We start from the raw sequence: 20,125 nt of genomic DNA on the forward strand, positions 1-20,125 counted from the left end.
AAGAGGTCCCGGAGCTGTACGAGTCGGCCGTCCGTGAGGCGGTCGCCGCCTTCGGCCGCGGCGAGTGCTTCGTCGAGCGCTACCTGGACCGCCCCAGGCACGTGGAGACCCAGTGCCTGGCCGACAAGCACGGCAACGTGGTCGTCGTCTCCACCCGTGACTGCTCGCTGCAGCGCCGCCACCAGAAGCTGGTCGAGGAGGCCCCGGCGCCGTTCCTGTCCGAGGAGCAGGTCGCCGAGCTCTACCGCGCCTCCAAGGCCATCCTGAAGGAGGCCGGCTACGAAGGCGCGGGCACCTGCGAGTTCCTGGTCGGCCAGGACGGCACGATCTCCTTCCTGGAGGTCAACACCCGCCTCCAGGTCGAGCACCCGGTCACCGAGGAGGTCGCCGGCATCGACCTGGTGCGCGAGATGTTCCGCATCGCCGACGGCGAGGAGCTCGGCTACGACGACCCGGAGCTGCGGGGCCATTCCTTCGAGTTCCGCATCAACGGCGAGGACCCGGGCCGCAACTTCCTCCCGGCCCCCGGCACGGTCACCCGCTTCGACGCGCCGTCCGGCCCGGGTGTCCGCCTGGACGCGGGCGTGGAGTCCGGCAGCGTGATCGGCCCGGCCTGGGACTCCCTGCTGGCCAAGCTGATCGTGACCGGCCGTACCCGCAGGGAAGCCCTTCAGCGGGCCGCCCGTGCCCTGGACGAGTTCCAGGTCGAGGGCATGGCCACGGCGATCCCCTTCCACCGCGCGGTGGTCAAGGATGCGGCGTTCGCCCCCGAACTCACCGGCAGCGAAGCCCCGTTCACGGTCCACACCCGCTGGATCGAGACCGAGTTCGTCAACGAGATCAAGCCCTTCGCCGCCCCCGCCGAGGCCGAGGCGGAGGAGGAGTCGGGCCGCGAGACGGTCGTGGTCGAGGTCGGCGGCAAGCGCCTGGAGGTCTCCCTCCCGTCCTCCCTGGGCATGTCCCTGGCCCGCACCGGCCTCGCGGCCGGCGCCAAGCCCAAGCGCCGCGCGGCCAAGAAGTCCGGCCCCGTCGCCTCCGGCGACACCCTCGCCTCCCCGATGCAGGGCACGATCGTCAAGGTCGCCGTCGAGGAGGGCCAGGAGGTCAAGGAGGGCGACCTGGTCGTCGTCCTGGAGGCCATGAAGATGGAACAGCCCCTCAACGCCCACAAGGCGGGCACCATCAAGGGCCTGAGCGCGGAGGTCGGCGCGTCCGTCACCTCCGGCGCGGCGATCTGCGAGATCAAGGACTGACACGAGGACTGAAGTCCTGCCGTACGACAACGAGTTGGCCCCCGGTGCAGGCCGGGGGCCAACCGCGTTTCCGGAGGGCGCCGGGGCCTCTGGGCCCGCCCGGCACGCCCGGCGACACGAACGCCGGCGGCGATCGGACTCAGGTCCCCTCAGCGCCGCCGCAGATCGGCGACACGCCCCCGTTCGGCCCCCGCCGGCTGGTCCCCCAGCACTCCACGCAACCCACCTCCGGGGACGCCCCGCCTAGGCCCCGGCAGGGATGCGCGCCGCGCCGGGGCCTGCTCACCCCCCGGAGGGGCTCCGTTCGCCCCGGACACGGCGATCTGCACCCCTTGGTCGGCAAGGGCCTGCAACTCGGTGGCGGCGCGGTCGTCGTGGGCGGGCGGCTCGTCGGTGACCAGGCGGGTGATGAGATCCGTCGGCACGGTCTGGAACATCGTGTCCGTGCCCAGTTTGGTGTGGTCCGCGAGGACCACGACCTCCGCGGCGGCCTGGACGAGGGCCCGGTCGACGGACGCCGAGAGCATGTTGGAGGTGGACAGCCCGCGTTCGGCGGTGAGCCCGCTCCCGGAGAGGAAGGCCTTGGACACTCTCAGCCCCTGGAGGGACTGTTCGGCTCCGGAGCCGACGAGGGCGTAGTTGGAGCCGCGCAGGGTGCCGCCGGTCATGACGACCTCCACCCGGTTGGCGTGGGCCAACGCCTGTGCGACCAGCAGGGAGTTGGTGACGACCGTCAGGCCCGGCACCCGCGCGAGCCGGCGGGCCAGCTCCTGCGTGGTCGTACCGGCCCCGACCACGATGGCCTCACCCTCTTCGACGAGGCCCGCCGCGAGGTCGGCGATGGCCGTCTTCTCGGCGGTCGCGAGATGCGACTTCTGCGGGAAGCCGGACTCCCGGGTGAACCCGCCCGGCAGTACCGCACCGCCGTGCCGGCGGTCGAGGAGTCCTTCTGCCTCCAGTGCCCGCACGTCCCGCCGTACGGTCACTTCGGAGGTCTGGACGACGCGGGCGAGTTCACGGAGCGACACGGCACCGTTCGCTCGCACCATTTCGAGGATCAATTGGCGACGTTCAGCAGCGAACACGAAACTGACAGTAACCCCAGCGACCGTCTGGTTTCAGCAGTTTGCGCCGAATAACAGAAGTTGTTCGCATGGTGGGGCGGGAAGTGGTATAGGACCTACCCGCCCCGACTATGCCGTACGCACACGCGGCAACTCCCCGTGACCAGCGGGAAGTCGAATCCGGCCGTCAGGCCTCCGCGCCGGCCTTGCGGGTGTGCAGCTGCCGGGCCACCTCCGCGATCGACCCCGAAAGGGAGGGGTACACCGTGAACGCGTTCGCGATCTGTTCGACCGTCAGATTGTTGTCGACGGCGATCGAGATGGGGTGGATCAGTTCCGAGGCGCGCGGCGCGACGACCACACCGCCGACGACGATGCCCGTGCCCGGCCGGCAGAAGATCTTCACGAAGCCGTCCCGGATGCCCTGCATCTTCGCGCGCGGGTTGCGGAGCAGGGGGAGCTTGACGACCCTCGCGTCGATCTTGCCCGCGTCCACGTCCGCCTGCGAGTAGCCGACGGTCGCGATCTCGGGGTCGGTGAAGACGTTCGAGGAGACGGTCTTCAGGTTCAGCGGGGCCACCGCGTCGCCGAGGAAGTGGTACATGGCGATACGTCCCTGCATGGCGGCGACGGAGGCCAGGGCGAAGACCCCGGTCACGTCACCGGCCGCGTACACGCCGGGGGCGGTCGTCCTGGAGACCTTGTCGGTCCAGATGTGCCCGGAGTCGCGCAGCTTGACGCCCGCCTCCTCCAGGCCCAGCCCCGCGCTGTTCGGGATGGCGCCGACGGCCATCAGGCAGTGCGTGCCGCTGATGACGCGCCCGTCGGCCAGCGTCACCTCCACCCGGTCCCCGACCCGCTTGGCGGAGGCGGCGCGGGAACGGGCCATGACGTTCATGCCACGGCGCCGGAAGACGTCCTCCAGCACGGCGGCGGCGTCGGGGTCCTCACCGGGCAGCACCCGGTCCCGGGAGGAGACCAGCGTGACCTTCGACCCCAGGGCCTGGTAGGCGCCGGCGAACTCGGCGCCGGTGACACCCGACCCGACCACGATCAGCTCTTCCGGCAGCTCGCTGAGGTCGTAGACCTGGGTCCAGTTCAGGATGCGCTCGCCGTCGGGCAGGGCGTCGGGGAGCTCGCGCGGGTGACCGCCGGTGGCGATGAGGACGGCGTCGGCGGTGAGGGTCTCCTCGGTGCCGTCGGCGGCGGTGACGACGACCTTGCGGGACCCGTCGAGGGCCTGCATGCCCTCCAGCCGGCCGCGGCCGCGCATGACCCGGGCGCCGGCGCGGGTGACGGAGGCGGTGATGTCGTGGGACTGGGCGAGGGCCAGCCGCTTCACCCGGCGGTTGACCTTCCCGAGGTCCACCCCGACGACCCGGGCCGCCTGCTCCAGCGGCGGGGTGTCGTCGGCGACGATGATGCCGAGCTCCTCGTACGACGAGTCGAAGGTGGTCATCACCTCTGCCGTAGCGATGAGCGTCTTCGACGGCACGCAGTCGGTCAGCACCGACGCTCCGCCCAGACCGTCGCAGTCGACGACGGTCACCTCCGCACCGAGCTGGGCGGCCACCAGGGCCGCTTCGTATCCGCCGGGTCCGCCACCGATGATCACGATCCGAGTCACGTACCCCATTGTCCCGCACGCTTCAAGGTGCTACTGCCCGGGGGCGCACGCCAGTGTCGTACGGGGCGCGAGTGACGGGACTTTCCCTGCCGTACGCTCTCCCCATGTCGCTCTATGCCGCGTACGCCGGCAACCTCGACGCGCGCCTGATGTCCTTCCGCGCCCCGCACTCCCCGCTGCGCGCCACGGGCTGGCTGAACGGCTGGCGGCTGACGTTCGGCGGCGAGCAGCTGGGCTGGGAGGGGGCGCTGGCGACGATCGTCGAGGATCCGCTGGCACAGGTCTTCGTCGGCCTGTACGACATCGCACCCCTGGACGAGGAGTCCCTCGACCGGTGGGAGGGCGTGGGCGACGACCTCTACCGCCGGGTGCGCGTGCGCGTGCACACCCTGGACGGCGAGGAGGGGGCGTGGACGTACGTCCTCAACGGCTACGAGGGCGGCCTGCCCTCGGCGAGCTACCTGGGCGAGATCGCGGACGCGGCGGAGTCGGCGGGGGCACCGCACGACTATGTGATGGAGCTGCGCAAACGCCCCTGCTGAGCGGGCGCCGACTCCAAAATTGGCTGCACCGACGCAGCTCGTCTTCATCGTCGAGGTGTTCGACGACAAGGACATCCTCATCACCGACGAGTGACGGCACTGCCCGCGCGACGGCCTTCGTCGGAAACGACAAGACAACGATCGCCATCCCGTGACGTCTGTCATCTACGCGCGTAGGCGAAGACCGGCTACCCTCGACCACGTGAACGCATCTCTTCTTCCGGACGACATCCAGGGCGACCCGTACGCCGCCGCCGACGCCGCCGCCGCGCGCCTGCGCGAACTCACCGGCGCCGAGACCCACGACGTCGCCCTCGTGATGGGCTCCGGCTGGGCTCCGGCCGTCGACGCCCTGGGCGCACCCGACGCCGAGTTCCAGGTCACCGAGCTGCCCGGCTTCCCGCCGCCGGCCGTGGAGGGGCACGGCGGCAAGATCCGCTCGTACTCCTTCGGTGACAAGCGCGCCCTGGTCTTCCTGGGCCGCACGCACTACTACGAGGGCCGTGGCGTCGCCGCCGTCGCCCACGGCGTCCGCACGGCCGTCGCCGCCGGCTGCAAGACGGTGGTCCTGACCAACGGCTGCGGCGGCCTGCGCGAGGGCATGCGCCCCGGCCAGCCGGTCCTGATCAGCGACCACATCAACCTGACGGCGACGTCCCCGATCGTCGGCGCCAACTTCGTCGACCTGACCGACCTGTACTCCCCCCGCCTGCGCGCCCTGTGCAAGGAGATCGACCCCTCCCTGGAGGAGGGCGTCTACGCGCAGTTCCCCGGCCCGCACTACGAGACCCCGGCCGAGATCCGCATGGCCCGCGTGATCGGCGCGGACCTCGTCGGCATGTCCACGGTCCTGGAGGCCATCGCCGCCCGCGAGGCGGGCGCCGAGGTGCTGGGCATCTCCCTGGTCACCAACCTGGCGGCGGGCATGACCGGCGAGCCGCTGAACCACGAGGAGGTCCTCCAGGCGGGCCGCGACTCGGCGGCACGCATGGGCCAGCTGCTGGGCCAGGTACTGGGCAAGCTGTAAACGCCGCCGAGCCCGTCCGCCCACCTTCCAGCCGACGGTTTCGGGTGGGCGGATGGGCACAAGGGGTCTGGGGGCGGAGCCCCCGGTGGACCAGGCAAACACGGAGAGGTTGATCCCAAGGTGCACGACGATCTCATGGCCGAGGCCAGCGCATGGCTCGCCGAGGACCCGGACCCGGAGACCCGGGACGAACTGGCCAAGCTGATCGAGGCCGGTGACGTCAGGGAACTGTCGGCCCGGTTCTCCGGCACCCTCCAGTTCGGCACCGCAGGTCTCCGCGGCGAACTCGGCGCCGGCCCCATGCGCATGAACCGCAGCGTCGTCATCAGGGCAGCCGCCGGCCTCGCCGCATACCTGAAGAAGACCGGCCACGCCGGTGGACTCGTCGTCATCGGCTACGACGCCCGCCACAAGTCCGCCGACTTCGCCCGCGACACCGCCGCCGTGATGACCGGCGCCGGCCTGCGCGCCGCCGTACTCCCCCGCCCGCTGCCCACCCCGGTCCTGGCGTTCGCCATACGGCATCTCGGCGCGGTCGCGGGCGTCGAGGTCACCGCCAGCCACAACCCGCCCCGGGACAACGGCTACAAGGTCTACCTCGGCGACGGCTCCCAGATCGTGCCGCCCGCCGACGCGGAGATCGCCGCCGAGATCGACGCGATCGCCTCCCTGAACGACGTACCGCGCCCGGACTCCGGCTGGGAGATTCTGGACGACGCGGTCCTGGACGCCTATCTGGCCCGTACGGACGCCGTGCTGGCCGCAGGCTCCCCCCGCACCGCCCGCACGGTCTACACGGCGATGCACGGCGTCGGCAAGGACGTCCTGCTGGCCGCCTTCGCCCGGGCCGGATTCCCGGAGCCGGTGCTGGTCGCCGAGCAGGCCGAGCCCGACCCGGACTTCCCGACGGTCGCCTTCCCGAACCCGGAGGAGCCGGGCGCGATGGACCTGGCGTTCACCCAGGCCCGTACGACCGACCCGGACCTGGTCATCGCCAACGACCCCGACGCCGACCGCTGTGCCGTGGCCGTCAAGGACGGCGGGGACTGGCGGATGCTGCGCGGCGACGAGGTGGGGGCGCTGCTCGCCGCCCACCTGGTCCGCCGGGGCGCGACCGGCGTGTTCGCGGAGTCGATCGTCTCCTCCTCCCTCCTGGGCCGCATCGCCGAGAAGGCGAACCTCCCCTACGAGGAGACGCTGACCGGCTTCAAGTGGATCGCCCGCGTGGACGGCCTGCGCTACGGCTACGAGGAGGCCCTCGGCTACTGCGTGGACCCCGAGGGCGTGCGCGACAAGGACGGCATCACCGCCGCCCTGCTGATCACCGAGCTGGCGTCCGTACTGAAGGAGGAGGGCCGTACCCTCCTCGACCTCCTCGACGACCTCGCCGTGGAACACGGCCTGCACGCCACCGACCAGTTGTCGGTCCGCGTCCAGGACCTCTCCCTGATCGCGGACGCGATGGGCCGCCTGCGCGAGCAGCCGCCGACCGAGCTGGCGGGCCTGGCCGTCGTCCGTGCCGAGGACCTCACCCGGGGCACGGACCGGCTGCCGCCCACGGACGGCCTGCGCTACACCCTCGACGGCGCCCGCGTGATCGTCCGCCCGAGCGGCACCGAGCCGAAGCTGAAGTGCTACCTGGAGGTCGTCGTACCGGTCGCGGACCACGCGGCGCTTCCGGCCGCCCGCGCCCGCGCGACGGAACTGCTCACCACGATCAAGCGGGATCTGTCGGCGGCCGCCGGCATCTGATCCGTACGACACCGGTACGACACCGATGGGGTGCCCCTGGCCCGGGGGCACCCCATTTCGCCGTTCCGGGCCGACGGATCTCCCCAACTCCCCGCAGTGGAAAGGCACATCACCCCCCTTGCCGCAGACGCACCCTGCGCAGCCGACGGCACCGGCGCGGCACGCCCTAACACGGCTCGCCCCTGCCGCCCGCGGCGACACGCTGCCGCACCGCGCGACACGCTGCGACACGACGGAGATGAGCATGCGTCAGAAGATCCGTCAAAAGGGTTAATAGTCGGTCAATCTTCTTTTCTTCCTGGAGACTTGACGGGCTGTCGGTGCACCCGAGGGCCGGTGTGCGGCACCGAAAATACCCCTATCGGCCCTCAATCCCTGTCTTCCTATATGACCAATATGACCGGCATGGGTACTTTTACTCCAAGCCGGCTGACGGGCCGGTATCTCTGAAACCGGAGACAGGAGAAGCGATATGAAGCTCCCCCGTTCCACCGTGGTCACAGCTGGTGTCGCGGCCGCCTCCGCCCTGGCCGCGACCGGCATCACCTACGCCTCGGCGGCCTCCGCCCCGGCACTCCAGTCCGCCCCGGCCGCCGCTCCCGCCGCGGCACCCTTCGGCGGCGACAACGGGCAGGGCAAGGGCAACGAGGGCGGCGAGCGCCGCGAGGGCGGCGAGCGCCGCGAGGGTGACTGGGGCCGCATCGACATCAACGAGCGCTCGTACTCCGCCCACCCGGGCGACTGCATCACCGTGGTCAGCGGCCTGGGCGCGAAGAGCCTGAACATCCGCAACGACAGCCGCAAGACCGTCGAGGTCTTCCGGGGGCTGGTCTGCGACAACGGCGCTCCTGTCGCCACCGTCGGACCCCACAGCTCCGCGGAAGGCGTGCACGTGCGGCAGATCGACGGCGTCCACATCAAGGACGCCGTGGTCGCCAGCTTCCGCGTGGTCCACCGCGACTGGGACGGCGGAGACTGGGACGGCGGGAACTGGGACGGCGGGAACTGGGGCGGCGGGAAGTAGCCCGGAGCCCGCTGCACGAGGGGTGCTCCGGCCCGCCGGAATCGGGCCGGAGCACCAGCCCCGACCATTGTCCGACGGCCCACGCGCGGTGCGCATCCCGCCGGAACCGGACCCGGGGCGCCGCATGCCGGGTGTCCGGTCGGCCGTCGTTTCCCGCACCGGCCGCAGCGCCGGTGCTGTCCGCCCGGACGCCCTTGCGTCGGTGCCCGTCCCGGCACCACGGCCGTCGGCTTCCTTTCCATCGCCTCCCCACCCCGAACGGGTGAAGGGGCGTTCGTATTCGACACTGCGGGGTGAGTGAGATGAGTGTGGCCCTGGTGGAGGACATCAGCGACGACACCTACGTCCTGGACCTCCTCACCATCACACTGACCCCCGCCCTGCCGTGGCTCGGGCACCAGGTCCGCTGCGAGATGGACGGTCACCTCAAGGAGAGCGTCGACCTGACCAGGGTCACCTGCAGTGTGATCATGAAGTTCGGTCCGGTGAAGATGCTGGACAGGTGCTACCGGCTGCCCGATCTGCTGGCGTGCATGGGCGCGCAGCTGCCGGCCGACACCAGACCCGGCGCCGGGCCGTGGAAGCAGGAGTGGATCCTGCGGCTGCCCGATGCGGTGCCGGTGGCCGAGCACCGGATCCGCCTGCGCGCGCGGACGGGGAACGGAAAGAACTTCTTCGCGCTGGACATCCCCATGAACTTCAACCGCAGGTTCCATCCGTCGAGGGCGAACGGCGGCGGAGGCTCACGCATGTTCCACAGCCCGCGCTGCCGCGTGCCGCGCCCCCCGGAGAACCTCAGCCCGTAGCGACCAGGATCAGCAGCAGCACCGCACCCGCCAGCGCGGGCGCGATCACCTCGTACGCCCAGCGCACGGTGACCTCACCCTGCGCCGTCTCCTCCGCCCCGCGCCGGTCCAGCAGTTCCCGCAGGTCGTCCATGACCTGGTCGGTCTCCGCGCGGGTCGGTCCGGCCGGGAGGTCCGCCCCGCCGGCGCCGCCGAAGCCGCCCGTGCCGCCGAAGCCGAAGGCGCGGCGCGTCGGAGCCCCGCCGCGCGCCGCGTCCGCCGCCGCCCGCGACCTGCGCAGCTCCGCCTTCTTGCGGGCGCGCAGCGACACGGGGACCGACCACAGCTGGTACTTGCTGCCGGACTTCGCGACGACCTCGTTGGAGTAGCCGGAGCGCAGCGCGGCCACCTCGCCCCAGGGCAGGCTGATCACCCGGAACGGGTTGCGCACCCGCAGCCGGTCCTCGCCGGCGAAAACCGCCGGGCGGAGCGTGAAGGCGATCACCAGCGGCACGATCAGGATCATCGCGGCGAGTGCCAGCCACGGTGCGCGGCCATGGGCCTGGAAGAGCGCGTCGGAGCCGAGCCAGCCGACGACGACGAGCAGCAGCACGCCGCCCACGAGCGCCATGGGCGAGCGGTAGACCCGGTCCTTGGTGGTGGGGGCCGGGGGCTGTGACGCGGGTGACTGGTGGTCGGGGGTGGTCATGGGCCCAGTCTGCATGACACCGGCGGCGGTGCCCCCACGCGGCCCGGAATCCGGCGCTCATCCGTGATCTTCGGCCGGGGAATGAGCACGCGGAGCCGCTCGGGGCTGTACAGCTGCTACGCGCGTAGATATGCTCGTCTGGTGACCATGCCCACTACCGCACCCACAGCTCACGCTCTCTCGGATGTCACCGCGTCCGACAGCACGCTGCGCCGCTTCCTGCACGGGCTGCCCGGCGTCGACGCGGTCGGCCTGGAGGCGCGCGCCGCCTCTCTCGGCACCCGTTCCATCAAGACCACCGCGAAGGCGTACGCCATCGACCTCGCCATCTCGATGGTCGACCTGACGACGCTGGAAGGCGCGGACACCCCGGGCAAGGTCCGGGCGCTCGGCGCCAAGGCGGTCCACCCCGACCCCACGGACCGTACGACCCCGACGACCGCCGCGGTCTGCGTCTACCCCGACATGGTGGCCGTCGCCAAGGAGGCCGTCGCCGGCTCCGGCGTGAAGGTCGCCTCCGTCGCCACCGCCTTCCCGGCCGGCCGCGCCGCGCTCGACGTGAAGCTCGCCGACGTCCGCGACGCCGTCGCCGCGGGCGCCGACGAGATCGACATGGTCATCGACCGGGGCGCGTTCCTCGCGGGCAAGTACCTGAAGGTGTACGACGAGATCGTCGCCGTGAAGGAGGCCTGCGGCGAGGCCGCCCGGCTGAAGGTCATCTTCGAGACCGGCGAGCTGTCGACGTACGACAACATCCGCCGCGCCTCCTGGCTCGGCATGCTGGCCGGCGCCGACTTCATCAAGACCTCGACCGGCAAGGTGGCGGTGAACGCGACCCCCGCCAACACCCTCCTCATGCTGGAGGCCGTACGGGACTTCCGCGCCCAGACCGGCGTCCAGGTCGGCGTGAAGCCGGCCGGCGGCATCCGCACCAGCAAGGACGCGATCAAGTTCCTGGTCCTGGTCAACGAGACCGCGGGCGAGGACTGGCTGGACAACCACTGGTTCCGCTTCGGCGCCTCCTCGCTGCTGAACGACCTGCTGATGCAGCGCCAGAAGCTGGCCACCGGCCGCTACTCCGGCCCCGACTACGTGACGGTGGACTGATCCCCCATGGCTTTTGAGTACGCACCCGCGCCCGAGTCCCGCGGAAACGTCGACATCGCACCCTCGTACGGCCTGTTCATCGACGGCGAGTTCGTGGACGCGGCCGACGGCAAGGTCTTCAAGACCGTCTCGCCTTCGACGGAGGAGGTGCTCTCCGAGGTCGCCCAGGCCGGCGCCGAGGACGTCGACCGTGCCGTCAGGGCTGCCCGCAAGGCGTTCGAGAAGTGGTCGGCGCTGCCCGGCTCCGAGCGCGCCAAGTACCTGTTCCGCATCGCCCGGATCATCCAGGAGCGCAGCCGCGAGCTGGCCGTCCTGGAGACGCTGGACAACGGCAAGCCGATCAAGGAGACGCGGGACGCCGACCTCCCCCTGGTGGCGGCCCACTTCTTCTACTACGCGGGCTGGGCCGACAAGCTCGACCACGCCGGCTTCGGCGCGAACCCGCGCCCGCTGGGCGTCGCAGGCCAGATCATCCCCTGGAACTTCCCCCTCCTGATGCTGGCGTGGAAGATCGCCCCGGCGCTCGCGACCGGCAACACGGTCGTCCTGAAGCCGGCGGAGACCACCCCCCTGTCGGCCCTGTTCTTCGCGGACATCTGCCGCCAGGCCGGTCTGCCCAAGGGTGTCGTCAACATCCTCCCGGGCTACGGCGACGCGGGCGCCGCGCTCGTCGCGCACCCGGACGTCGACAAGGTGGCCTTCACCGGCTCCACGGCCGTCGGCAAGGAGATCGCCCGCACGGTCGCCGGTACACGGAAGAAGCTCACCCTCGAACTGGGCGGCAAGGGCGCCAACATCGTCTTCGACGACGCCCCGATCGACCAGGCCGTCGAGGGCATCGTCACCGGCATCTTCTTCAACCAGGGCCAGGTCTGCTGCGCGGGCAGCCGTCTGCTGGTGCAGGAGTCGATCCAGGACGAGCTGCTGGACTCCCTCAAGCGCCGCCTGTCCACCCTGCGCCTCGGCGACCCGCTGGACAAGAACACCGACATCGGCGCGATCAACTCCGCCGAGCAGCTGGCCCGGATCACCGCGCTGGCCGAGCGGGGCGAGGCGGAGGGCGCCGAGCGCTGGTCGCCGGCCTGCGACCTGCCGTCCTCCGGCTACTGGTTCGCCCCGACGCTCTTCACCAACGTCACCCAGGCGCACACCATCGCCCGCGACGAGATCTTCGGCCCGGTGCTGTCGGTCCTCAGCTTCCGCACGCCGGACGAGGCGGTCGCCAAGGCGAACAACACGCAGTACGGCCTGTCGGCGGGCATCTGGACCGAGAAGGGCTCCCGCATCCTGGCGGTCGCGAACAAGCTCCGCGCGGGCGTGATCTGGTCCAACACGTTCAACAAGTTCGACCCGACCTCGCCGTTCGGCGGCTACAAGGAGTCGGGCTTCGGCCGCGAGGGCGGCCGCCACGGCCTGGAGGCATACCTCGATGTCTGACCGTTTGAGCGTCTTCAAGACCTACAAGCTGTACGTCGGCGGGAAGTTCCCGCGTTCCGAGAGCGGCCGGGTGTACGAGGTGACGGACTCGAAGGGAAACTGGCTGGCGAACGCGCCCCTCTCCTCCCGCAAGGACGCCCGGGACGCGGTCGTGGCCGCGCGCAAGGCGTTCGGCGGCTGGTCCGGTGCGACGGCGTACAACCGCGGCCAGGTGCTCTACCGCGTCGCCGAGATGCTGGAGGGCCGGCGCGAGCAGTTCGTGCGCGAGGTGGCCGACGCCGAGGGCCTGTCCAAGTCGAAGGCGGCCGCGGTCGTGGACGCGGCGGTCGACCGCTGGGTCTGGTACGCCGGCTGGACGGACAAGATCTCCCAGGTGACCGGCGGCGCGAACCCGGTCGCGGGGCCGTTCTTCAACCTCTCCTCGCCGGAGCCGACGGGCGTGGTGGCCGTCGTGGCCCCGCAGCAGTCGTCGTTCCTGGGCCTGGTCTCGGTGCTCGCGCCGGTCATCGCCACCGGCAACACGGCGGTCGTGATCGCGAGCGAGAAGTCCCCCCTTCCGGCCCTCTCCCTCGCCGAGGTGCTGGCCACCTCCGATGTGCCGGGCGGTGTGGTGAACATCCTCTCCGGCCGTACGGCGGAGCTCGCGGCGCCGCTTGCCGCGCACCAGGACGTCAACGCGATCGACCTCGCGGGCGCGGACGAGGAGTTGGCGAAGGAGCTGGAGATCGCGGCGGCGGACAACCTGAAGCGGGTTCTCCGTCCACAGGCTGTGGATTACTCCGAGACGCCGGGCATCGACCGCATGACGGCGTTCCTGGAGACCAAGACGGTCTGGCACCCGACGGGTTCGCTGGGCGCGTCGGGCTCGTCGTACTGACGGCCACGACGGCCTGACGGCCACGACAGCCGAGAGCCGCGCCGCCCTCCGTCCAGGGCGGCGCGGCTCTCTCCTGTGCCCTCAGCCCTCGGCTCCGGTCAGGCCGCCGAACACTCCGCTGAGTCCTTCGGCGATCGGCACGGCACCGACGGGGCCCATCCGGGCGACCGGTCCGGTCAGGCCGCCGAGGTCACCGGAGTCCCCCGGCGCGACACGAGTGTGGGCGACGGGGGTGTACTGGAGGGCCTGGACGGGGATGGCGGCATAGTCGGTCAGCCCCGGCACCTGGGCGCCGGCCTGCGGGGCCGTCATCCCCGGCGAGGCCGGCCGCAGGGGCACGTCCGGGACGCGAGCGGCGTCCGCCGATGCCGTCGCCACGCCCGCGCCCAGCGCCGCCGAGGCGGTCGCGAGGACGATCAGGGCGCGCCGCGCGGTGTGGCGGCGGAGGGACGTGTGTCGTGTCATGCGGGGTCACCTTCTGGCACTCAGGGTGAAGTGGTCGACACGAAGGGTAGTTGAGGCGGGAGTCACGCTCAAAAGCCGACCCGCGGGGTCGGCAGGGGCGCCGCCATGCGTCAAACTGGTGTTCCGTGAGCATTCATCCCCCGTCCCCCGCCCGTGTCGTGCTGCTGTGCGGCCCCTCGGGTTCGGGCAAGTCCCTCGTCGCCGCCCGTTCCGGGCTCCCCGTCCTGCGTCTGGACGACTTCTACAAGGAGGGCGACGACCCGACTCTGCCCCTGGTGCAGGGGAGTTCGGACATCGACTGGGACCACCCGGAGTCATGGGACGCCGAGGTCGCGGTCGAGGCCATCACCCGGCTGTGCGCGACGGGCTCGACACCGGTGCCGGTGTACGACATCGCGCTGAGCGCCCGTACCGGCGCGGAGACGCTGCGCATCGGCCGTACCCCGCTGTTCATCGCGGAGGGCATCTTCGCCGCGGAGATCGTGGAGCGCTGCCGGGAGCTGGGCGTGCTCGCGGACGCGCTGTGCCTGAGCCGCGGGCCGGTCACCACCTTCCGCCGGCGCTTCCTGCGGGACCTGAAGGAGGGCCGCAAGTCGGTGCCGTTCCTGCTGCGCCGCGGCTGGCGGCTGATGCGCGCGGAACGCTCGATCGTCGCCCGCCAGGTGTCGCTGGGCGCGCATCCGTGCGACCGCGACGAGGCGCTGGGGCGGCTCGCGGCAGCGGCGGCGGGGCGGCAGCCCCGTCAGCGGACGGTGGCGTAACAGCCGTACGGAAACCGGACGGAGACGCGAGGCGGAAACAGAAAAACGGGACTGGACAGGCCCCCCGACCCTCCAGTCCCGCTTCTCCTGCTCCCCCGTTTCCCCCGTTGCCCCTCCCCCGTTTCCCCCGTCGGGGTCACCCCCCAGTGACCCCGGACCTTCAGGCGACCAGTTCGCCGAAGGCGTCCTCCTCGTCACGGCCGAAGCTGAGGACCTCGTCCTCGCGCAGCCGGCGCAGCGAGCGCCAGATGCTGGACTTCACCGTGCCGACACTGATGTCGAGGATCTCCGCGATCTCCGGGTCCGTACGGCCCTCGTAGTAGCGCAGGACCAGCATGGTGCGCTGGAGCTCGGGCAGCCGGGCCAGCGCCTGCCACAGGACCGCGCGCAGCTCGGTGCCGCGCATCGCGTCCGTGTCGGAGGGCGTCTCCGGCAGTTCCTCGGTCGGGTACTCGTTGAGCTTGCGGCGCCGCCAGGCGCTGATGTGCAGGTTGGTCATGGTGCGGCGGAGGTATCCGCCGACCGCGGCCTTGTCGCTGATCCGCTCCCACGCCCGGTACGTCGAGAACAGCGCGCTCTGCAGCAGGTCCTCGGCCTCGAAGCGGTCGCCGGTCAGGTGGTAGGCGGTGGCGTACAGGGAGGCGCGGCGCTCCTGGACGTAGGCGGTGAACTCCGCCTCCGTCAGGGAACGGCGCTGCTCCCCCGAGTCCTCCCCGTACGCGGCTCCCCCGTGGGCCTTGCCCTCCCCCGTGCGCGCGTCGACCACCGTCATGTAGGGCTGAAGCCCCTGCTGCGCATACGCGGTGTGCTGCCGCCCGGTGCCGCGAGCGCACCCCCGCCCGCTCACGGCACCGGACTTCTCGGATCCCCGGTTCACGTCGTGCAGGCGCGTGACCACTGCGCTGGTGCTGATGCTGTGCAGCGTGTTCATCTCGCGCTCCCCGTCGTGGACTTCCGGTGACTCGGTCTTGCCGGGCCGGTTGTGGCTCCCCCGTCCGGCCCGTGTCCAAAAGACTGCCGGGGCGACTTCATCGCCGTGTCCGCCGACTGTCACAGACCTGTCACAGGGGTCCGGCCCCGTGCCGTCACAGGAAGTGCACAGATGGTGGCGGTAGGGAAGGCCAGGTGTCGGCGGGTCGTACGACAGCCCGTCCATGGGCCAGAATGAGCCCGTGCCTTCCCTGTTGCTGATCGAGGACGACGACGCCATCCGTACGGCCCTGGAGCTCTCCCTGACGCGCCAGGGGCACCGGGTGGCGACCGCTGCCAGCGGTGAGGACGGTCTGAAGCTGCTGCGCGAGCAGCGGCCCGACCTGATCGTGCTGGACGTGATGCTGCCCGGCATCGACGGCTTCGAGGTGTGCCGTCGCATCCGGCGCACCGACCAGTTGCCGATCATCCTGCTGACCGCGCGCAATGACGACATCGACGTGGTGGTCGGACTGGAGTCCGGCGCCGACGACTACGTCGTCAAACCCGTCCAGGGCCGGGTCCTGGACGCCCGGATCCGGGCCGTGCTGCGGCGCGGCGAGCGCGAGTCCAGCGACTCGGCGACCTTCGGGAGCCTGGTCATCGACCGGTCGGCGATGACCGTGACGAAGAACGGCGAGGACCTGCAGCTGACCCCGACCGAGCTCAGGCTGCTGCTGGAGCTGAGCCGGCGGCCGGGCCAGGCGCTGTCCCGGCAGCAGCTGCTGCGGCTGGTGTGGGAGCACGACTACCTCGGTGACTCCCGGCTCGTGGACGCCTGCGTCCAGCGGCTGCGCGCGAAGGTCGAGGACGTGCCCTCGTCCCCGACGCTGATCCGTACCGTCCGTGGTGTCGGCTACCGCCTGGACGCGCCTCAGTGACCGATACGCAAGGGGGGCTGCGCGGGTGGTCCGCGCGGCGCAGGGGGAGCCTGTCGCGGCTCAGGTTCACCAGCCTCAGGCTGCGCCTGGTCGTCGTCTTCGCTCTGGTGGCCCTCACGGCCGCCGTCTCGGCGTCCGGCATCGCCTACTGGCTGAACCGGGAGGCGGTGCTCACCCGCGCCCAGGACGCGGTGCTGCGCGACTTCCGGCAGGAGATGCAGAACCGCGCGGGCGCGCTGCCGGCCCACCCCACGCAGGACCAGCTCCAGCGGGCGGCGGGCCAGATGGCGGCGAGCAGCCAGCACTTCAGCGTGCTGCTGGTGGCTCAGGACGCCGACGGCAAGACGGTGTACGGCAACTCGGGCGGCATCAACGGCTTCTCGCTGGAGGACGTACCGAAGCCGCTGCGCGCGGCCGTGAACAAGCAGCAGCAGGTGACCGACACCAACAAGGAGCCGTACCACCTGTACTGGCAGCGGGTCGTGGATCACGGCACGCCGTATCTGGTGGCCGGTTCGCGGCTGATCGGCGGCGGACCCACGGGCTACATGGCCAAGTCCCTGGAGCCGGAGGCGAAGGACCTCAACTCGCTGGCCTGGTCGCTGGGCATCGCGACCGGACTCGCCCTGATCGGCGCCGCGCTGCTCGCGCAGGCCGCCGCCACGACCGTGCTGAAGCCGGTGCACCGGCTGGGGGTCGCCGCCCGGCGGCTCGGCGAGGGCAGGCTGGACACGCGGCTGAGGGTGTCGGGGACCGACGAACTCGCGGATCTTTCCCGGACGTTCAACAACGCCGCCGAGGCGCTGGAGAAGCGGGTCGCGGAGATGGCCGCGCGGGACGAGGCCTCGCGCCGCTTCGTCGCCGACATGAGTCATGAACTGCGGACGCCGCTGACCGCCATCACCGCCGTGACGGAGGTGCTGGAGGAGGAGCTCGAGGCCGGGTCCGGATCCGTGGATCCGATGATCGAGCCGGCCGTACGGCTGGTGGTGAGCGAGACCCGGCGCCTGAACGACCTGGTCGAGAACCTGATGGAGGTCACCCGCTTCGACGCGGGCACCGCCCGGCTGGTCCTGGACGACGTCGACCTCGCCGACCAGATCACCGCCTGCATCGACGCCCGGGCCTGGCTGGACGCGGTCGAGCTGGACGCCGAGCGCGGCATCCACGCCCGCCTCGACCCGCGTCGGCTGGACGTCATCCTCGCCAACCTGATCGGCAACGCGCTCAAACACGGCGGGTCGCCGGTGCGGGTGTCGGTGCGCATAGACGGTGACGACCTGGTCATCGCGGTGCGTGACCACGGGCCGGGCATCCCCGAGGACGTGCTCCCCCACGTCTTCGACCGCTTCTTCAAGGCGAGCGCCTCGCGGCCGCGCTCCGAGGGCAGCGGGCTGGGCCTGTCCATCGCCATGGAGAACGCCCACATCCACGGCGGTGGGATCAGCGCCGCCAACTCGCCGGACGGCGGCGCGGTGTTCACGCTGCGGCTGCCACGGGACGCCTCCCGGCTGACGGAGGAGGCCGACGAGGGCGAGAAGACCGACAAGAACGCTTCCGGGAACTCCGGAAGCCCGGGAAGTCCAGGAAGTTCAGGAGAGGAGGGGTGATGTCCGTACGACGCCTGACCGTGCGACGCCTGCTGGCGCTGCCCCTCCTCGGCCTGCTGCTCTCCGGCTGCGGCATCCGGGCCACCCAGGTGCCGACCGACTTCGGGGCGGCGCCCTCGCGGGTGCCGTGCTCGCTGGCCGGGCCGGACCTGGCCACGCAGTCCTCGCACGGCGTGCCCGTGCAGGTCTTCCTGCTCTGCGGGGCGTCCCTGGTGACCGTCGACCGGACGGTACGCGTCCCCGAGGGCACCCCGGACGCGCGGCGCCGCGTGATCGTGGCCCAGGGGCTCCTGGACCAGCTCGCCGCGTCCCCGTCCGCCGCGGAGCGCTCCGCGGGCTACACGACGTACGTGCCGGGCGGCCTCACCGTGCACGGGCCCGGCCCCGGTGACCCCGAGGACGCACTCCGCCTGAGCACGGCGCCGTCCCGGCTCACCTCCTACGCCCTGGCCCAGTTGGTGTGCACCCTGTCCGACTCGGCGGCGACGGAGGGCGACGGCTCGGTCATCCTCGGCGGCCCGGCGGGCGGCCCCCTGCGCCGCTACGAGTGCACCGGCGACGTCCGCGACCGCCCGGGCAGCGTGGAACCGCCGTCCAGCGAGGTGGCGGGGCGGTAGCGCCGCGGGGGCAGCGCCCCGAAGGGGCGCGGGGAACTGCGCGAGCAACCACAGACGGACCCGCACCCCGCGACGAAACAGAACCCCCAACGGCGATCCCGCTTCCGCGCTTCCACAGCGGACAGCGCAACCGCGCAGTGCAACCGAGAAGTTGCGGCGCGGAACCGATCGGCACCCGCGCTGCGTCTAGGGGGTCGTGCAGCGTCAAGGCTCCATCGGCGGCGACAGCGCCGCGATCCGTGTCCGGGTGGCAGGAGGTGTCCTCCTCGTCGCCCACCTCGCCCTCGTCGCCTGGCTGATGCTGCGGCCCCTGGACGTCCCCTGGGTGACACCCCCCAACCTGCACCCCCTCGCCGGTATCCGGGCCGATCTGGCCCTGGGCTGGCCGGAGGCTGCCGGACGCATCGGCGAGGGCCTGGCCCTGCTCGCCCCGCTCGGCGTGCTGCTGCCGATGGCGCACGGCAGGCTCACCGTGTCGCCGGTCTCCTCCCTCATCCGTACGACGGCCGCCGGCGCCCTGGTCTCGGTCGGCATCGCCCTGCTGCAGACCGGTGTCCCCGGCCGGGTCGTGGACGTCGACTCACTGCTGCTGAACACCACCGGTGTCGCGCTGGCCCACCTGCTGGTCGTGCCGGCGGGCCGCGCCCGGGTGCGGCGGCGGCAGCTGGACGACCGCGCCGGGGCCGGCCCCGTCACCGTCCAGGAGGAGCCGTCTCAGGGGCGTACCCCGACGATTCCCAGGGTCGGGATGGCTCCATAGAGTGACGCTTCGTCCGCTTCGTCTGCGTACCGTCGAAGACAGCTGCCGGAAGCCGGCCGGCGACGGGAACCGATGACCACGGAGGAGCCGACATGACCACCCTTGCCCGCCCGACCCACGGCCGTGTGATCGGCGGAGTGTGCGCAGCACTGGCGCGCCGCTTCGGCACCTCCGCGACGACGATGCGGGTGATCTTCCTGCTGTCCTGCCTGCTGCCCGGCCCCCAGTTCCTGTTCTACATAGCGCTGTGGATACTGCTGCCGGCCGAGGACAGGACGCGCACCGCCTGGTGACCGCCGTACGTGCCGACTGCCGTACGCAGAACGCCGTCGGGGCGCTCCCGGACCTGACCGGGGCGCCCCGACGGCGTCGTACGGCGGCCGGCGTCAGCCGAGCGAGATCCCGTTCACACCGTTCACCGGCAGGCCGTGCACGGGCGCGCCCTGCACGGGCAGTCCGCCGAGGCGGCTGTGGAGCGGCCCGGTCGGCCCGCCCTGCAGCGCGTTCTCGACGGCCGGCCGCGTGGCGGCCATGCCGGCGCCCAGGGCGTCCTGCCCCCGGCTGAGGGCGGCGGTGGCAGCAGGCTGGTCCACGCCGGTGCCCTCGGCCGGCAGCGTGCTGGTGACGGAGTCCAGCGCCGGGGTCGCGTCCGGTACGGCCGGGGCCGCCGCGTTGGCCGCGCCCGCACCGACGGCGGCGAAAGCGGCACCGAGGGCGGCGACACCGAGAGTCCTGACGGCAGAGTGCTTCATGGTGAATGCGTCCTTGGAATAGGGGACGGAGAGGAAAAACGATGAACGGTCCTCGACCGTAAACACGCCCGATCACCCGCCGCAAACACCGAAATGCGGACGGGTT

The 20,125-nt window shown here is 71.6% G+C and carries 21 protein-coding genes; 15 read left to right on the plus strand and 6 right to left on the minus strand.

Annotation, left to right across the window (positions count from 1 at the left end; translation table 11 throughout):
• A partial coding sequence (locus ACFYZB_RS17025; RefSeq protein WP_388759077.1) for a biotin/lipoyl-containing protein occupies positions 1–1,253 on the plus strand: 1,253 nt, incomplete at its 5' end.
• A 149-nt stretch (positions 1,254–1,402) separates the two neighbouring features.
• Here ACFYZB_RS17025 and ACFYZB_RS17030 read toward each other — a convergent pair.
• Both ACFYZB_RS17030 and ACFYZB_RS17035 read right to left on the minus strand, forming a co-directional pair.
• The gene (locus ACFYZB_RS17030; RefSeq protein ID WP_388759079.1) at positions 1,403–2,338 is read right to left on the minus strand and encodes a DeoR/GlpR family DNA-binding transcription regulator; all 936 of its coding nucleotides are present in this window, start codon (positions 2,336–2,338) and stop codon (positions 1,403–1,405) included.
• Between the two features lie 166 nt (positions 2,339–2,504).
• Complete coding sequence (locus ACFYZB_RS17035) at positions 2,505–3,953, minus strand: NAD(P)H-quinone dehydrogenase (RefSeq protein WP_388759081.1); 1,449 nt, start codon at positions 3,951–3,953, stop codon at positions 2,505–2,507.
• 95 nt (positions 3,954–4,048) lie between these two features.
• On the opposite strand from ACFYZB_RS17035, the gene ACFYZB_RS17040 reads away from it, so the two are divergent.
• From ACFYZB_RS17040 to ACFYZB_RS17060, 5 genes are all read left to right on the plus strand, one after another.
• Positions 4,049–4,486 (plus strand): gamma-glutamylcyclotransferase, encoded by a 438-nt coding sequence (locus ACFYZB_RS17040; protein WP_351209191.1) that lies wholly within the window; start codon positions 4,049–4,051, stop codon positions 4,484–4,486.
• Positions 4,487–4,688: 202 nt separating this feature from the next.
• Entirely contained in the window at positions 4,689–5,513 is an 825-nt protein-coding gene (locus ACFYZB_RS17045; protein WP_351209193.1) for a purine-nucleoside phosphorylase, read from the plus strand.
• A gap of 120 nt (positions 5,514–5,633) precedes the next feature.
• Positions 5,634–7,265 (plus strand): phospho-sugar mutase, encoded by a 1,632-nt coding sequence (locus ACFYZB_RS17050; RefSeq protein ID WP_388759084.1) that lies wholly within the window; start codon positions 5,634–5,636, stop codon positions 7,263–7,265.
• 472 nt (positions 7,266–7,737) lie between these two features.
• Positions 7,738–8,289, plus strand: coding sequence for a hypothetical protein (locus tag ACFYZB_RS17055; RefSeq protein ID WP_388759086.1), 552 nt, complete (start codon positions 7,738–7,740; stop codon positions 8,287–8,289).
• Positions 8,290–8,591: 302 nt separating this feature from the next.
• On the plus strand, positions 8,592–9,095 hold the full coding sequence (locus tag ACFYZB_RS17060; RefSeq protein WP_351209196.1) for a hypothetical protein: 504 nt from the start codon (positions 8,592–8,594) through the stop codon (positions 9,093–9,095).
• Here the strand turns inward: ACFYZB_RS17060 and ACFYZB_RS17065 are convergent.
• Positions 9,085–9,783: a PH domain-containing protein gene (locus ACFYZB_RS17065; RefSeq protein WP_388759088.1), complete on the minus strand. Its 699-nt coding sequence runs from the start codon at positions 9,781–9,783 to the stop codon at positions 9,085–9,087. The two genes, ACFYZB_RS17060 and ACFYZB_RS17065, sit on opposite strands and share 11 nt — an antisense overlap.
• Before the next feature lie 147 nt (positions 9,784–9,930).
• Here ACFYZB_RS17065 and deoC point away from each other — a divergent pair, with 147 nt between their 5' ends.
• From deoC to ACFYZB_RS17080, 3 genes are read left to right on the plus strand one after another with little or no spacing between them, the layout of a single operon-like run.
• Complete coding sequence (gene deoC / locus ACFYZB_RS17070; RefSeq protein ID WP_351209236.1) at positions 9,931–10,890, plus strand: deoxyribose-phosphate aldolase; 960 nt, start codon at positions 9,931–9,933, stop codon at positions 10,888–10,890.
• A 6-nt stretch (positions 10,891–10,896) separates the two neighbouring features.
• A complete protein-coding gene (locus ACFYZB_RS17075) occupies positions 10,897–12,327 on the plus strand; it encodes an aldehyde dehydrogenase family protein (RefSeq protein ID WP_388759090.1) in 1,431 nt (476 codons plus the stop codon).
• Positions 12,320–13,204, plus strand: coding sequence for an aldehyde dehydrogenase family protein (locus ACFYZB_RS17080; RefSeq protein ID WP_388759092.1), 885 nt, complete (start codon positions 12,320–12,322; stop codon positions 13,202–13,204). Before ACFYZB_RS17075 ends, ACFYZB_RS17080 begins: the two co-directional genes overlap by 8 nt.
• Positions 13,205–13,285: 81 nt before the next feature.
• On the opposite strand, the gene ACFYZB_RS17085 is transcribed toward ACFYZB_RS17080, so the two are convergent.
• A complete protein-coding gene (locus ACFYZB_RS17085) occupies positions 13,286–13,669 on the minus strand; it encodes a hypothetical protein (RefSeq protein ID WP_351209200.1) in 384 nt (127 codons plus the stop codon).
• A gap of 125 nt (positions 13,670–13,794) precedes the next feature.
• Between ACFYZB_RS17085 and ACFYZB_RS17090 the strand changes: the two genes are divergently transcribed.
• The gene (locus ACFYZB_RS17090) at positions 13,795–14,430 is read left to right on the plus strand and encodes a uridine kinase (RefSeq protein ID WP_351209201.1); all 636 of its coding nucleotides are present in this window, start codon (positions 13,795–13,797) and stop codon (positions 14,428–14,430) included.
• 160 nt (positions 14,431–14,590) lie between these two features.
• Here ACFYZB_RS17090 and ACFYZB_RS17095 read toward each other — a convergent pair whose 3' ends face one another.
• On the minus strand, positions 14,591–15,361 hold the full coding sequence (locus ACFYZB_RS17095; RefSeq protein ID WP_388759095.1) for a SigE family RNA polymerase sigma factor: 771 nt from the start codon (positions 15,359–15,361) through the stop codon (positions 14,591–14,593).
• 241 nt (positions 15,362–15,602) lie between these two features.
• Between ACFYZB_RS17095 and afsQ1 the strand changes: the two genes are divergently transcribed.
• The 5 genes from afsQ1 to ACFYZB_RS17120 all read left to right on the plus strand — a co-directional run bounded on the left by afsQ1 (position 15,603) and on the right by ACFYZB_RS17120 (position 19,560).
• Positions 15,603–16,280, plus strand: coding sequence for a two-component system response regulator AfsQ1 (afsQ1, locus tag ACFYZB_RS17100; RefSeq protein ID WP_030830243.1), 678 nt, complete (start codon positions 15,603–15,605; stop codon positions 16,278–16,280).
• The gene (locus ACFYZB_RS17105) at positions 16,277–17,890 is read left to right on the plus strand and encodes an ATP-binding protein (RefSeq protein WP_388759098.1); all 1,614 of its coding nucleotides are present in this window, start codon (positions 16,277–16,279) and stop codon (positions 17,888–17,890) included. The genes afsQ1 and ACFYZB_RS17105 overlap by 4 nt, the downstream gene beginning before the upstream one ends.
• Positions 17,890–18,507: a hypothetical protein gene (locus ACFYZB_RS17110; protein ID WP_388759100.1), complete on the plus strand. Its 618-nt coding sequence runs from the start codon at positions 17,890–17,892 to the stop codon at positions 18,505–18,507. The genes ACFYZB_RS17105 and ACFYZB_RS17110 overlap by 1 nt, the downstream gene beginning before the upstream one ends.
• 196 nt (positions 18,508–18,703) lie before the next feature.
• Positions 18,704–19,267, plus strand: coding sequence for a VanZ family protein (locus ACFYZB_RS17115; protein WP_388759102.1), 564 nt, complete (start codon positions 18,704–18,706; stop codon positions 19,265–19,267).
• Positions 19,268–19,359: 92 nt separating this feature from the next.
• Positions 19,360–19,560 carry a PspC domain-containing protein gene (locus tag ACFYZB_RS17120; protein WP_388759104.1) on the plus strand — a complete coding sequence of 67 codons (201 nt, stop codon included), beginning with the start codon at positions 19,360–19,362 and terminating at the stop codon, positions 19,558–19,560.
• 93 nt (positions 19,561–19,653) lie between these two features.
• Here ACFYZB_RS17120 and ACFYZB_RS17125 read toward each other — a convergent pair whose 3' ends face one another.
• A complete protein-coding gene (locus ACFYZB_RS17125; protein ID WP_388759106.1) occupies positions 19,654–20,019 on the minus strand; it encodes an ATP-binding protein in 366 nt (121 codons plus the stop codon).
• Positions 20,020–20,125 lie beyond the last annotated feature (106 nt).

The organism is Streptomyces sp. NPDC001852 (genome assembly GCF_042891825.1).
Lineage (GTDB): Bacteria > Actinomycetota > Actinomycetes > Streptomycetales > Streptomycetaceae > Streptomyces.